Origin of the sequence: Rhodobacter viridis (assembly GCF_003217355.1) — a bacterium.
Lineage (GTDB): Bacteria > Pseudomonadota > Alphaproteobacteria > Rhodobacterales > Rhodobacteraceae > Rhodobacter > Rhodobacter viridis.
This window is the reverse complement of record NZ_QJTK01000012.1, coordinates 24,333-37,976: the sequence shown is the minus strand read 5'-3', so window position 1 is coordinate 37,976 and position 13,644 is coordinate 24,333. Positions and strand designations below refer to the sequence as shown.

At 68.6% G+C, this 13,644-nt stretch carries 10 protein-coding genes; 5 read left to right on the top strand and 5 right to left on the bottom strand.

Features of this window, described 5'->3' with window-relative positions:
- Positions 1-237 precede the first annotated feature (237 nt).
- From C8J30_RS13995 to C8J30_RS13980, 4 genes are all read left to right on the top strand, one after another.
- The gene (locus tag C8J30_RS13995) at positions 238-2,946 is read left to right on the top strand and encodes a DUF2339 domain-containing protein (protein WP_110806471.1); all 2,709 of its coding nucleotides are present in this window, start codon (positions 238-240) and stop codon (positions 2,944-2,946) included.
- 83 nt (positions 2,947-3,029) lie between these two features.
- The gene (locus C8J30_RS13990; protein WP_110806470.1) at positions 3,030-4,418 is read left to right on the top strand and encodes an NAD(P)/FAD-dependent oxidoreductase; all 1,389 of its coding nucleotides are present in this window, start codon (positions 3,030-3,032) and stop codon (positions 4,416-4,418) included.
- A 142-nt stretch (positions 4,419-4,560) separates the two neighbouring features.
- Complete coding sequence (locus C8J30_RS13985) at positions 4,561-5,538, top strand: alginate O-acetyltransferase AlgX-related protein (RefSeq protein ID WP_181420886.1); 978 nt, start codon at positions 4,561-4,563, stop codon at positions 5,536-5,538.
- Between the two features lie 95 nt (positions 5,539-5,633).
- Positions 5,634-6,521: a hypothetical protein gene (locus C8J30_RS13980; protein WP_110806468.1), complete on the top strand. Its 888-nt coding sequence runs from the start codon at positions 5,634-5,636 to the stop codon at positions 6,519-6,521.
- Positions 6,522-6,536: 15 nt separating this feature from the next.
- On the opposite strand, the gene C8J30_RS13975 is transcribed toward C8J30_RS13980, so the two are convergent.
- Positions 6,537-6,785 carry a DUF2312 domain-containing protein gene (locus tag C8J30_RS13975; protein WP_013068296.1) on the bottom strand — a complete coding sequence of 83 codons (249 nt, stop codon included), beginning with the start codon at positions 6,783-6,785 and terminating at the stop codon, positions 6,537-6,539.
- 142 nt (positions 6,786-6,927) lie between these two features.
- On the opposite strand from C8J30_RS13975, the gene C8J30_RS13970 reads away from it, so the two are divergent.
- Positions 6,928-7,143 carry a hypothetical protein gene (locus tag C8J30_RS13970; protein ID WP_110806467.1) on the top strand — a complete coding sequence of 72 codons (216 nt, stop codon included), beginning with the start codon at positions 6,928-6,930 and terminating at the stop codon, positions 7,141-7,143.
- Between the two features lie 3 nt (positions 7,144-7,146).
- On the opposite strand, the gene C8J30_RS13965 is transcribed toward C8J30_RS13970, so the two are convergent.
- From C8J30_RS13965 to C8J30_RS13950, 4 genes are all read right to left on the bottom strand, one after another.
- The gene (locus C8J30_RS13965; protein ID WP_110806466.1) at positions 7,147-9,081 is read right to left on the bottom strand and encodes an enoyl-CoA hydratase/isomerase family protein; all 1,935 of its coding nucleotides are present in this window, start codon (positions 9,079-9,081) and stop codon (positions 7,147-7,149) included.
- Between the two features lie 100 nt (positions 9,082-9,181).
- Positions 9,182-9,505 (bottom strand): TraR/DksA family transcriptional regulator, encoded by a 324-nt coding sequence (locus C8J30_RS13960; RefSeq protein WP_110806465.1) that lies wholly within the window; start codon positions 9,503-9,505, stop codon positions 9,182-9,184.
- Between the two features lie 74 nt (positions 9,506-9,579).
- Positions 9,580-10,818, bottom strand: coding sequence for a FliM/FliN family flagellar motor switch protein (locus C8J30_RS13955; RefSeq protein WP_110806464.1), 1,239 nt, complete (start codon positions 10,816-10,818; stop codon positions 9,580-9,582).
- A gap of 132 nt (positions 10,819-10,950) precedes the next feature.
- A complete protein-coding gene (locus tag C8J30_RS13950; RefSeq protein ID WP_110806463.1) occupies positions 10,951-13,644 on the bottom strand; it encodes a sensor histidine kinase in 2,694 nt (897 codons plus the stop codon).

Here is a 13,644-nt window from a genome sequence, read left to right as displayed (position 1 = left end):
CCCGATGCGCCGGAGAGAGTGGCTCCGACGCATCGTTTCCGGGGAAACTGTTGATTGACCTCAGAATTTTCAGCATCCGTCGCGTCCTGCGCGGTGCTCGCATCGTCAGACGCATCAAGGGAGTGGTGAGCCCCGCATCACTCGCGATGCGACCTCCCGGCCCGGGTGGCCCAAGTCCGTTCCCTTGCACGTCTTTTCCCGATAGGCTTCACGACAGATCTGGTCGGAGGAGTTCTCGTGGGCGATGAAGAACTGATCGCAGTGATCCTGGCCGTTCCGCTGGCCATTGTGCTCACGCTTGTCGTGCTCGTCCTCAAGGTCATGGGCCTGCGTCGTCGCCTTGATCTGGCCGAGACCCGGTTGGGCGAGATGGCCGCGCAACTGCGCCTGGTGCTGCCCGAAAGCGTGCCCGCCATTGCGCCGTCAGAAACCGTTGCGCCCCCGGCTGAACCGGCCGAGGCGGTGCAGCCCCCGCCCCTGCCCATCGCACCGACCGAGGCGCCCAAACCGCCCCCGATCCCGAGGCCGGATCTGGTGCAGATCGCGGTCGGCTGGCTGATGGAAAACTGGTTTTACGTCATCGCCGGTCTGTCGCTGGCGCTGGCCGGGCTTTTTGCGGCGCAATATGCGGCCGAGCGCGGGATGCTGTCGCCCACCGCGCGGCTCCTCCTTGCGGCGGGTCTTGGCGTCGCGCTGATCGGCGCGGGCGAGGCGATCCGGCGCCGCTGGGGCGACGAGACCGACAGCGCCACCGCCTATCTGCCCTCGATCTTTTCGGGCGCAGGGCTGGTGACGCTTTACGGCACGGTGCTGACGGCGCAGATGCTTTACGCGCTGATCGGTCCGGGCGTGACCCTTGCCGGGCTGGTGCTGGTCTCGGCCCTCGCCGTCGTGCTGGGCTGGTTCTACGGCCCGTTCCTTGCGGTGATCGGCCTCACTGGCGCCACTGCCGCGCCCTTCCTTGCCGGGGGGGAACCCGGCTCGCCCTGGCTGATCCAGAGCTATTTCGGCCTCGTCATGCTGGCCGGGCTCGTGATCAACGCCGCGCGCAAGTGGCGCTATCTGGACGAGGTGGCGCTGGCCCTGCCCTTCCTCGCGGCGGGTCTCGTGCAGGAAGAGACCGGCGGCGAGGCCGCCTTCCTGTGCCTGTCGGCGCTGATGCCGATCGTCGCGACGATCTTCTTTGGCGGCGCGCTGCAACCGCGGCTCGACATGCCGCCAGTGGTGCAGCGGCTCGCCCAGCGCGACCGCGCTTCGGTGGGCTGGCGGCAATGGGCCTTGCTGATCGTCTGGGCGGCGGGGCTTGCCGCGATCCTCAAGACGGTCTTGACCGAGCCTTACGGCGACATCGCCGCGGCCGATCTGGGCTATCTGATCGCGGCGCTCGCGGTGGGGGGGCAGTTCGCCCTTGCCACTTTCTGGAGCCGCCGCGCCCCCGCCGTGGCCGATTTCGCCGTGCTGACCGGGGCGGCGCTGCTTCTGTTGGCGACCGAGATCCACCCGATGCTCTCGGCTCCCGTGCCCGAGGAACCGGTGCAAAGCGCGATGATGGGCTTTTACGCGCTGATCGCCGCGGCGACGCTCGGATCGCTGCTGGCGGCGCGGCAAAGCATTGCCGCGACCGGCCCGGCGGCGCTGTGGTGGGCGCAGGGGGCGGCGGTGCTCGGCCCCGGCGTGCTCGCGGTCGAAGAATTGCTGCAGGCCCCGGCGCGGATGATCGGGCCGACGCCCTGGGCAGGGATCGTGATGGCGGGGGCGGCACTGGCCACGGCTCTCGCCGAGCGCGCCGGCAAGCGCGACGGCGCCGATCACGGCCGGATGTCGCTTGCGGCGCTCGCGGCGATGGCGCTGCTGGCGCTCGCGCTGTTCATTCTTCTGGGCACGGCGGCGCTTTCGGTCGCACTCGGCGTGCTGGTGCTCGCCGCTGTCGCGATGGATGACCGCTGGCGGCTGCCGCATCTGGCGGCTTTCGCGCAGGCGGGCGCGGCGGTGCTGGTCTATCGGGTCACCGTCGATCCGGGACTCGACTGGGCGCTGAGCGTGGCGAGCTACCCGGACATCCTGCTCGCCCATGCGCTGCCCGCCGCCGCCCTTGCGGCCGCATGGGGGCTCGTGCGCGGCGCGGCCCGGCCGGTCACCCGCGCCGCCCTTGAAGGCGCTTTCGCGGTCGTCGCGGGGGCGGGTCTTTCGGTGCTGATCACCCGCGGGCTCGAGGATCTGTCGGATCAGGGCACCCGGCCCTGGCATCTGACCTTCGGCCTCCTCGCCAGCGTCTGGCTGCTTGCGGGCTGGTCCTCGGCGCGCACCGCGCTGGCCGAGACACCGGCAGAGGCCGCATTGCCCGGCCACAAGGCGGCGCTCTGGCTGCGCCGGATCACCGCAACGCTGTCTTTCGTCTCGGCGGCGGGCCTGCTGGCGTCGGATGTGATCTTCGGCAATCCGTTCTGGGGCTTTGGCGGCACCATCCTCGGGCCGGTCGTGTTTTCATCGCTCGCGCTCGGCTATCTGCTGCCCGGCCTGATCGGCTGCGCGATCGCGGCGACGCTGCGCCGGATGCCGCTTTGGTTGCGGGTGGGCTTCGGGGCCAGCGGCGCGGGGCTGGTGGCGCTGTATCTGTTCTTCAGCGTCGCCCAGGCCTGGCGCGGCAACGACCCTGCCCGCCTGCCGATGAGCGAGGGCGAATTGTGGAGCTATACCGCGCTCTTGCTGGTGATCGGCGCCGGGTTGCTGGTCGCGGCGCTGCTGCGGCGGGAAACCTGGCTGCGCTATGTCGCCGATGCGGTTCTGGGCCTCGCCATCGTCAAGGTCTTCTTCGTCGATGCCTCCGACCTTGGCGGGCTGGTGCGGGCGGGCTCGTTCCTGATCCTTGGCCTCGCGCTGGCGGGCCTTGCCTGGATCAACCGCCGGGCCGCGATGCTGACCGCCGAGGCGCGCGGCCCCGCGTGAGGCGACGCAAGCCCCGCCTGCACAAACCGCTGGGCAGCGCCGCGAAGGGCTTTAGACTGGCCCGGACGGCTACGGAGGCAGCGATGGCGGTGACGACGAACGGCGAGGTTTCCTTCTGGTTTGCGGACATGGGCGGTCTGCCGCCCGCGCGCCCGCCCCTGCCCGGGGATATCGCGGTCGATGTCTGCATCGTCGGCGCCGGGTTCACCGGGCTTTGGGCGGCCTATTATCTGAAGCAGGCCCGGCCCGATCTCTCGATTGCCGTGGTCGAAAAGGAATTCGCCGGGTTCGGCGCCTCGGGCCGCAATGGCGGCTGGTGCTCGGGCGAATTCGGCTGGAACCGCAGCCGCTACCTTCAAAGCGGCACGCGCGAGGGCGTGATCGCGCTGGAACGGCAGCTGCGCGCCACCGTGGCTGAAATCCTGCGCATCTGCGCGGCCGAGGGCATCGACGCCGATCAGCACGAGACCGAGTGCCTGACCTATGCCTGCACCCCGGCGCAGGTCGAACGGCTGCGCGCAAGTCTGGCCGAGGATCGCGCCTGGGGGATCGGCCCGGACCGGATCGACTGGCTCGACGGCGCTGCGGCCGCGGCCCGGATCCGGGTGCCGGGAGCCCTTGGCGCGCTGGTGACGCATGGCGTTGCCCGGGTGCAACCGGCGAAGCTGGTGCGCGGGCTCGCCGCCGCGGTCGAGCGCCGCGGCGTGCGCATTTACGAGCAGACCTGCGTCACCGAGATCACCCCTGGCCTCGTGCAGACCGACCGCGGCCGGGTGCGGGCCGAGCGGGTCCTGCGCGCGACGGAAGGATTCACCCGCAACATCGCAGGCCATGACCGCGACTGGTTGCCGCTCAACAGCGCGATCGTCGTGACCGAACCGCTTCCGCCCGCGCTCTGGGACGAGATCGGCTGGGCCGGATCGGAACTTCTGGGCGATGCCTCGCACGCCTATTGCTATGCTCAGCGCACCCGCGCCGGGCGGATCGCGATGGGCGGGCGCGGCGTGCCCTATCGCTTCGGCTCGGGGCTGGATCGGCGCGGGCAGACGCAGCCCGAGACGATCGCGAAGCTGGTCGCGATTCTCGAGCGGATGGTGCCACAGGCGCGCGGGCTGCGGCTCGACCATGCCTGGTGCGGGGTTCTGGGCGTGCCGCGGGACTGGTGCGCGACCGTCGGGCTTGATCGCGCGACCGGCATCGGCTGGGCGGGGGGCTATGTCGGGCTTGGGGTCTCGACCTCGAACCTTGCCGGGCAGACGCTGGCCGATCTGGTGCTGGACGCCAGGACCGAGCGCACCGCCCTGCCCTGGGTGAACCGCCAGCCGCGCCGCTGGGAACCCGAGCCGCTGCGCTGGCTGGGGGTGCAGGGGATGTATCGGCTTTATGCGCTCGCCGATGGCCGGGAAGCAGCGCGGGGCGGCGCCCGCACCTCGCGGCTCGCGGGTCTGGCGAACTGGCTGACCGGGCGCTGAGACACCTTCCCTCCAGTTCAGATCGCCTCCGCCTCTTCGCCTTCTGATTGTTCCATCTGAAACCGGAACACGCTCAAGTTTTCCTTGACCCTTCGCCTCTAACCCCCATGATCGGGACGGTTCGATGCTGAAGGTGAGGGGAATGGGCGCTGCGCCGAAGGCGATTTCGGGTCTCGATGACTGGCTTTTCCTGTGCAACGACACCAACCAGACATGGGACATGTACGAGGGGCGCCTGCGTCTCGACGACAGCGCCCAAGCGCAATGGCGCGAGGAATTTGTCCGTCGCGGCACCCTGATGCGCGCGCTTGGCATCCATTACCGGTATATCATCGTGCCGAACAAGGAATGTGTTCTGCCGGACATGACCCCGCCGGAGCTGCACAAGGCCCCGTTTCGTCTGGTCCATCAGGTGCGTGACGCCGCCCGGGGACATGTGCATGACATCGTCCTCGAGCCCTTCATTCTGAACCATCCCGAGCGGCTGAAATTCTTCGACCGCGGCGACACGCACTGGAATGCCTTTGGTGCCTGGCATGTGGTCAATCACATCCTTGCGGGGCTGGAAATTCCGGGCGGCCTGCAACCGATCTCGGAGCAGGAGGTCAGCTTCCGCACTGAGACGCAGTTCATCGGCGATCTGTCGCGAAAGTTCGATCCACCGATCAGCCCGGGCAGCATCCGGGCGCAGCTTCCGCACAGCACGGCCGCGTGCCGTTTCGACAACCGGATCGTCAATCATGGCAACCTCGGGATCTGGGAGGGTGGCGCCCCGGACGGCCCGGTGATGCTGGTTTTCGGCGACAGCTTCGCCTCCGAGATGGTCAGATATCTGGCGCATCGCGCGCGGCGGCTGGTGCGGGTGCACACCAGCGCGATCGACCGCGAAATCCTGTTTCGCGAACGTCCCGACATCGTGCTGTCGGTGTCGATCGAGCGTTTCCTGCGCACGGTCCCGCCGCGGATCACGGATTTCTCCTACAAGACGGACCTGCGCCAGAAGCTGGGCGGGCTTGATCCTGAAAAGCGCGCGGCCCTGCTTGCGCCGATGCACGCGCTGCGCACCGGGCCGAATGCGGCCTATGCGGCCGACATGCTGGCCTCGGCACCGCTGGAGTGAGGGCGCGGCCCACGGCAAGAGCCGGAAAAGGAATGGCCTGCGGGGCTTTGCCTGCGCAGCATTGGCGGCTATGGTGACGCGAGGAGAAACACGCGATGCACCTGGTCTTTCATCTCGGCGCCCATGCCACCGATGACGAACGTCTCATTCGGACACTGGCGACCAACCCGGAGGTGATGGCCGCGGCGCAGTCGCATGCCCCCGCCCCCACCGCCTATCGCATGGCGCTGCGCGATGCGTTGATCGGTCTGAAGGGGCGGCCCGCCGATGCGGCGACGCAGGACGGGCTGCGCAAAGCCTGCCTGCGCGGCGCGCGCGGCCCGGTCGAGCGGCTGATCTTCAGCTACGAGAATTTCCTCGCCCTGCCCGAGCGCGCGATTGGCGCCACGGGGCTTTATCCGGCCGCCGCCGACAAGCTGGCGCCGCTGGCGAACCTCTTTCCGCAAGATCAGACCGAGTTTCACCTCGGCCTTCTCGACCCGGCGCTGCTGCTCGTTGCGCTGGCCGCCCGCCAGCCCGGCCGCGACTTCAGCGACATGCTCGCCGGTCACGCGCCCGAGGATCTGCGCTGGGGCCCGGTGCTGGAACGGATGGCCGAGGCGGCAACGAAGGTCGGCGCGAAACTGGTCGTGTGGTGCAACGAGGATCTGCCGCTGATTTTCCCCGAGGTGCTGCGGCAGATGGGCGGCATCGCCGCCGCCGCGCCGCTGATGGGCGAATATGGGCTGGTCGAGGATCTGATGCAGCCCGAGGGGGCGAAGCGTCTGCGCACCTACATGGCGCAGCACCCGCCGCAAACGGCCGAGCAGCGGCGCAAGGTGCTGACGGCGTTTCTGGAGAAATTCGCCCGCCCCGAGGCGCTTCTGGCCGATGTGGCCCTGCCGGGCTTCACCGAGGAGCTGGTGGCCGAAATCGCCGCGCGGTATGCGCAGGACGTGGCGGCCATCGCGCGACTGCCGGGCGTGACGCTGATCACGTCCTGACGCAGGCCCCGGCGCTTACGACATGCCAAGCGCGGCCTTGTAGATATCAAGGATCGCCTCTTCCTCGGCCAGATCATTCTTGTCGCGCTTGCGCATCGCGATGATCTTCTTGATCACCTTGGTGTCGTAACCGCGGGCCTTGGCCTCGGACATGATGTCCTTTTGCTGCTCGGTGATGTCCTTCTTCTCGGCCTCGAGATGCTCGTATTGCTCGATGAACTGGCGCAGCTCGTCCGCGGCCACGGTATAGGCGTCGTTCGACATGAAGGCTCTCCGAAGGTCGTTACGCGGGATGGAGCCCCTGACTAGCGCAGCCCCGCCCCCCCTTCAAGCCGCAACCCTCGCGCCATCGCGGTGCTTGCCAAGACCTTGCGCGCAAGGTAGCCGGGGCAAAACGGAGGCGATCATGGAAGTTCTGATCTGGGCGGGGGCGGCAATCTCGCTGGTGGGGATGGTCGGCATCCTCTATTGCGCCGCGCAAGTGGCCAAGGCGAAGAAAGCCGGGCTCGACGATGCCGGCCTGCGTGCGCAGCTGCGCGGCGTCGTGGTGATGAACCTTGGCGCGCTTTTCGTTTCGGTGATCGGGCTGATGCTCGTCGTGCTGGGCGTGACCTTCAAATAAGTCTCACGCGAAACGCTCGGCGAGGCTTTGTCCGTCGCGGATGAGCACATCCAGAAGCGCGGGCGTCGGCGGGGCCCCTTCGGCCTCCAGCGCGCGCAGACGCTTGCGCAGGGCAAGCGGACCGATCCGGTCGGCCTGAAACATCGGCCCGCCGCGATGCGCCGGAAAGCCAAGCTCGGCCCCCGCCATCAGATCGATATCGCCCGGGCGGAAGGCCTTGCGTGATTCGAGCGCCGCAATGCCGAGCGCCGCCAGTTCGGCAAGGATCCGGGCGACGATCTCGGCCTCGGAAAAGCTGCGCGGCGCGATCCCGGCTTCGGCGCGCAGCGCGGCCAGAGGCTCCGCCGCCTGCGCCATCCCCCCCAGAACGGCGAGCGTCGCCAGAACCGGCCCCGGCTTGCGCCCGGCGGCCAGAAGACGGGTGCCCGCCAGATCGGCGCCAAGGCGCTCGAAGCGGGCAAAAGGCCCTTCGGCAAAACCCCAGCGCGTCAGCGCGGCATCGACCGCCTGCGGTGCGGCGCCCGCCAGAACGGTGCGGTCTGCGGCCATGAAATACGCCGCCTCAAGCCGCAGCGCCGGGGCCGTCGCATGGATCACCCGCATGCCGCCGGCGCGCAACACCGCCGCCAGCCGCGGCAGATCGGCCGTCTGCCCGGGTGTCCCGGCCCAGATCGCCGCCAGACGCTGGCTGCGGTCGATGCCCAATTCGTCCGGCCCGGGGGCCGTACCCGACAGCGCCAGCACCGCGCCCGCGGGCAGGAACCTGCGCAGCGTGTCGCGTTCCTCGGGAGTGGTCGGCGCGGCGATCATCAGATCGGTCGGACCAAAAGCATCGGGGCCAGAGACCGGCTCCAGCCGCGCCCAATCGGCCTCGCGGCGGGCGGGATCAAGAAGTCCCTCGGCCGCGGCCTTCTCCTGCGCCCGGGCGATCTCGGTCAGAAGCGGCGGCAGGCGCGCGGGGTCGGAGGTGCCGATCTGCACCGCAAGCCCCCGGCGCAACAGCGCAATCACCCGCCCGGCGCTCGGGTTCCAGAGCGCCACGCGCGAGACCGGGACGATGCCCTCGGTCGGCACGCCCGCCAGCCCCTGCAACTCTGTCTGCGCCCGCGCGAGATGGCGCAGCGCCGCCGCGGTTTCCGAAGCGACAAGATCGGCATAGGCCACGGCTTCGAACTCCAGCGCGGCGGGCAGCGGCAAAAGCAGCGCCGCCTCGGCCACCTGCGCGATACGGGTCGGGGCGGAAAGATCGGCGCGCGGCGGAATGCGCGTCCGCGCCGCGGCCAGCGCATCCAGCGCGCCGCCCGGATCGGAAAGCGCCCCGTCGCGGCGCGAGAACGGCCCCTCGGCACCCAGCGCCGCGACCCGCAAGGCCTCGGTCTGGGCGGCGGTCTCGATCGTGCCTTCCGAGGCCACGGCATCGCACAGGCCAAGCGGCATCGCCTCCTCGGCGCGGAACACACGGCCCGAGAGCAGCGCCTCCAGCGCCACGGCGCCCCCGACGCGGCGCACCAGACGCACCGTCCCGCCAGCAGCGGGCAAAAGGTTCAACGCGGATTCCGGGAAGTGAAACCGGGTCGAGGCCAGCGCGAGCCGCAGCCCGGCCGCCTGCGTCAGGGCGAGGACCCCGCCCGAAATCGTGCCCGAAAGCACCGCCACGACCGGCACCTCGGCCTGTGCCAGACGGGTGCAGAGCGTGCCCAAGGTGGGTTTTGCGGCGCTGTACTCCTCGGCCGGGTCAAGCGCGCGCGGCCATCCGCCGTCGCCCGCGCGCAGCACGATCGCCTGCAGGCCCGGGGTTTCGAAAGCCTCGGTCAGCGCGGCCTCAAGCGCCCAGCGCATCGGCTGGTCGAAGCCCGCCCCTTTCGGCCCCTCGTCGGCCCCCTCCAGCGTCACCAACGCGACACCGTCGCGCCGCTGCACGTTCACCCGTCTTGCCATGCCCCCTCCGGCTTTTTGCTCAGGTTACGCGCGCAGGCCCGGTCACGGCAAGCGCAACCCGGGCCCAAGCCCAGGTCGGGACAGGAAATTATAGCCGCCCTCAGTGCTTGGCGGCGTGGTCGCGGCAGAAGGGGGTCGCGGGCAGAAGATCGAGCCGCTCTTCCGCGATCGGTTCCCCGCAGGTGACGCAAGAGCCGTATTCGCCATCGTCCATCCGCGCCAAGGCCGCCTCGATCATCCGCAACTCGTTGCGGGCGGCGTCGCCCAGATCCTGCAGCACCTCGTCTCCCTCGCGCTCGGTGGCCATTTCGGCCCAATCCTTGGCCTCATGGGTCTCGAGCTCGTCCGAGATCTGCGCCATGCGCGTGGTCAGCTGCGCCTTGCGGGACAGAAGCTCCTCCCGCCGGAGTTCGAGGGATTTCATCGCGTCCTCCTGTCGTTCCCTTAGACAAGCGCAAAACGTTGAAAAAAGCCTTGATGCAGGTCAATCGACCCGGCTCAGAAGCCGGATCCGATCTTCAGCGGCGGCAGATCCCCCGCGGTGTCATCAGCGCCGAAGCCATCAAGCGTCAGCCCAAGCGGCGGCAGATCGCCCCCGGCGTCGAAGCCGCCCAGACCGCCCAGATCCCCGCCATCAAAACCGCCAAGCCCGCCAAGACCCCCGAGGCCGCTGCCCGGCTCCGGGTCATAGGCCGGGGAATCGATCCGGTCGAGCGGCGCCCGCGGTCCGCCCGGCGCGGATTTGCCGGCAAAGGGACTGGACCCCGCCTCGAAGGGCGGCGGCACGACGCGGCGCGACTTCGGTTCGGGCGGAGCCTGAAGATCCACCTCTTCGTGTTCGACCAGCCGCACCGCGCGCAGGCCGCGATGCTGTCCCAGCCGCGCCGCAGAGAGCTTGCGCCGCCCCACGCCCTCGACGGTCAGATTTTCCAGCGCATCCGAGGGGATCGGAATGTCCATTCCGGCCCGCAACCCCATCACCGCCGCCAGAGGCAGCGTCACGCGGTGCAGCACGGCATCGAGCTGCGCCTGCGCGCCCATGACGGAATTCTCCATCCGATGCGCCCATTCCGCCGCCTCGCGGTCGGGGGTGATCGGCCCGGCCTCGGCCAGCCCCGGCATGCGCCGCAGCGAATGGCCGCGCCCGTTCACCGGCACCGCCCAGACGATCTGGCCCTTGCGCTCGAAGCCGTGGCCGAAGCCGACCTCCAGCTGCCAGAGCCGGTATCCCATATCCTCAAGCAGAAGGCCGAGCGGGCGCGGATCATCCAGATAAGAGGCATAGCGGAAGCCCCCCGCCCAGACGACGGCCTCGGTCTCGACCAGCGTTTCCTCGATCAGGCCGAGCGTCGCGTCGATGAAATCGGCCACCATCGAGGCGTCGATCCGCGTCGGTTTGCGCGGCTGCCCCGGCCCCTTGGCCAGATTGCCGGTGGTCTGCACCTCGATCAGCACCGAAAGCGTCTCGGGCGGCAGCGCCACGATGCCCATGCTTTCCTCGGGGCCTTCGATGATCGCGATCAACGAAAACGGCTCGATCGCCTCGGGCAGGTCGGCGAGCGTCCGGCGCCCTTCGGTGACGTTCATGACCTGCGCGGGCAGCTGGAACATGTCCTGCGCCACTTTCGAGATCGCCTGCACGATCGCCCGTTCGGCCGTGATCGGAGAACCGTCCGAAGCGGGCCTGCCCGCCTCGGCCTTGCGCCGCATCACTGTCTGAAGCCGTTCTTCCGTCATCCCGTCCCGCCGTTTGCCTGTGCGTCGACGGATAAGGAATCGCAGATCAGGGTTTACAAATGGTTGATATCTGAGCCGGAGCTTTACACTTTTTCGCGGTCATTCCCGAGACTTGCAGCCGGGATGCTCCGGTCAGACCGCCTCGTCGCCGTCGCGGCGGCGCAGGGGCAGCGTGACGCGGAACGCGGCCCCGCCCTGCCCCGGCACATAGTCGATCGACCCGCCCAGATTCGCCATGATTTCGCGGCAAATCGCCAGCCCAAGCCCGGCGCCGCCCGCTTTCGACGTGTCGGTGAGGCGGGCGAATTTCTCGAAGATCAGCCCCTGCGAGGCCTTCGGGATCCCCGCGCCATTGTCGCAAAAATCGATCTGCACCATCTTGCCGCGTTTCTTCACCTCGATGCGCAGCACCGCGCGCTCGGCGGCACAATACTTGCGCGCATTCGAGATCAGATTGATGAAAACCTGCACCAGCCGGTCCGTGTCGGTGAACACCGGCATGTGTTCCGAAGGCAGATCGCGGTCATAGCGGAACTCGCGCTCGGGCCGGGTCGAGGAGGCCGCCTGCACGGCGCGGTCGATCAGATCATGCAGGTTCGCCACCGAAATATTCAGCTGCACCTTGCGGTTTTCGAGCACCGCAAGGTCCAGCAGATCATCCAGCAGACGGGTCAGGCGGCGGGCTTCTTCGTGAATGATTTCCGCATATTGCGCCCGCAGCGGCTCGGGCAGGTCGGGCTCCATCAGGATCTCGGAAAACGCCCGGATCGAGGTCATCGGCGTGCGCAGTTCGTGGCTGATCTGGCCGAGGAAAGCGTCCTTCTGCACCGAAAGCGTGGTGAGCTTCGCGTTTGCGTCCGAGAGCGCGCGGGCGGTGCGGGCCAGCTCGGCCGACTTCGCCTCGAGCTGGGCGGAATATTCCTTGATTTCAGCCGCTTCGTTCGCAACCGCGATCAGATCCTGGACCGAGACCGCGGCGCCGCCGGTCAGCTGCGAGATCATCGCATGCGCCGTCGCCGCGCCGACCGAGCCCGCCAGCTGGCGTTCGAGCGAGGCGAGGAAATCCGGCGTCGGATCGGGCAGGAAGCCGCGCTTGCCCTGCGCCGCCGCGGCGGTCTGGAAGAACAGCTGCGCCTCCTCGGCGCCAAGGATGCGCTGCGCCATCGACAGCAGATCCTCGGCCTCGGCCTGGGTGCGCGACCAGCCTTTGGCGCCCGGACGGCCCTCGAAGACGTTGACGAAGGCGACGCCCTGCAGCCGCTCGACCGGACCGGGGAAGGAGAGGATCGAAAAGACAAGGAAAGCCAGCGTGTTGAAGAGCAGGCTCCAGAACAGCGCATGCAGCAGCGGATCAAGCCCCTGAATGCCGAACAGCGCCTGCGGGCGCAGCCAGGAGAGGCCGAACGGCCCCTCGGCCATCAGCTGCGCCGAGATCAGGCCGGAGTCGCCGACGGACGGCAGGAAGAGCGCGTAAAGCCAGATCGCGAAGCCGGTGAGCAGGCCCGTGGCCGCGCCCAGATGCGTCGCGCCGCGCCAGTAGATGCCGCCGATCAGCGCGGGCAGCACCTGCGCCGCGCCGACAAAGGCGATCAGACCGATCTCGGCCAGCGCCTCGGACCCGCCCGAAAGCTTGTAATAGCCATAGCCCATCGCCAGAACGAGCCCGATCGAGAGACGTCGCGACATCAGCACAAGGCCGCGCACGTCGCCGCGCTCGGCCGGTTCGTCGCGGTAGATCGCGAGCCAGAGCGGCGTGACGATGTGGTTCGACACCATGGTCGAAAGCGCGATGGCGGCGACGATCACCATCGAAGTGGCCGAGGAAAACCCGCCCAGAAAGGCCAGCAGCGCGAGGCTGCCCCGGCCTTCGGACAGCGGCAGGGTCAGCACGAACAGGTCCGGGTTCACCCCGGTATGCGGATGGCCAAGCCCGACGACCGCGATCGGCACGACGAACAGGCTCATCAGCATCAGATAGGTCGGAAAGGCCCAGCTTGCGGTGACCAGATGGCGCTCGTCGGTATTTTCGACGACCAGCACCTGAAACATCCGCGGCAGGGTCAGCACGGCGGCGGCCGAGACGAAGGTCAACCCGGCAAAGCGGCCGGGTTTCAGGCTCCATTCGGCGATTTCCGAGGCATCGATGCGGGCGAGGATGTCGGACACTCCCCCCGCCACGCCCCAGACGACCCAGATGCCGACGGCGAGCAGCGCCACCAGTTTGACGATCGCTTCAAGCGCGATGGCGGTGACGACGCCGTGGTGACGCTCGTTCGCATCCAGATTGCGGGTGCCGAAGAGGATGGTGAAGATCGCCAGCCCCCCGGCGATCCAGAGCGCGGTGGCCGATTGCTCGGGCAACACCCAGAAGCCCGGCCCCTGCGCGGCAAAGACCCCGAAAGAGAGCGTGACCGATTGCAATTGCAGCGCGATATAGGGCGTGGCCGAGGCCACCGACATCAGCGTGACGATCACGCCCAGAAGGTTCGACTTGCCGTAACGGCTTGAAATCAGATCCGCAATCGAGGTGACGCGCTGGGTGCGCCCGATCCGGACAAGCTTGCGCAGCACCCACCACCAGCCGACAAAGACCAGCGTCGGGCCAAGGTAGATCGTCAGGAACTCAAGCCCCGAACGCGCCGCATAGCCCACCGCGCCGTAAAAGGTCCAGGCGGTGCAATAGATCGACAGCGACAGCGTATAGACCCAGGGGCTGTGCAGAAAGCGCAACCGGCCGCGCGCGGCGCGGCGCTCGGCCACGAAGGCGACGAGGAACAGCACCATCACATAGACGAGCGAGACGCCCACCAGCACGTTGAAGGGCAT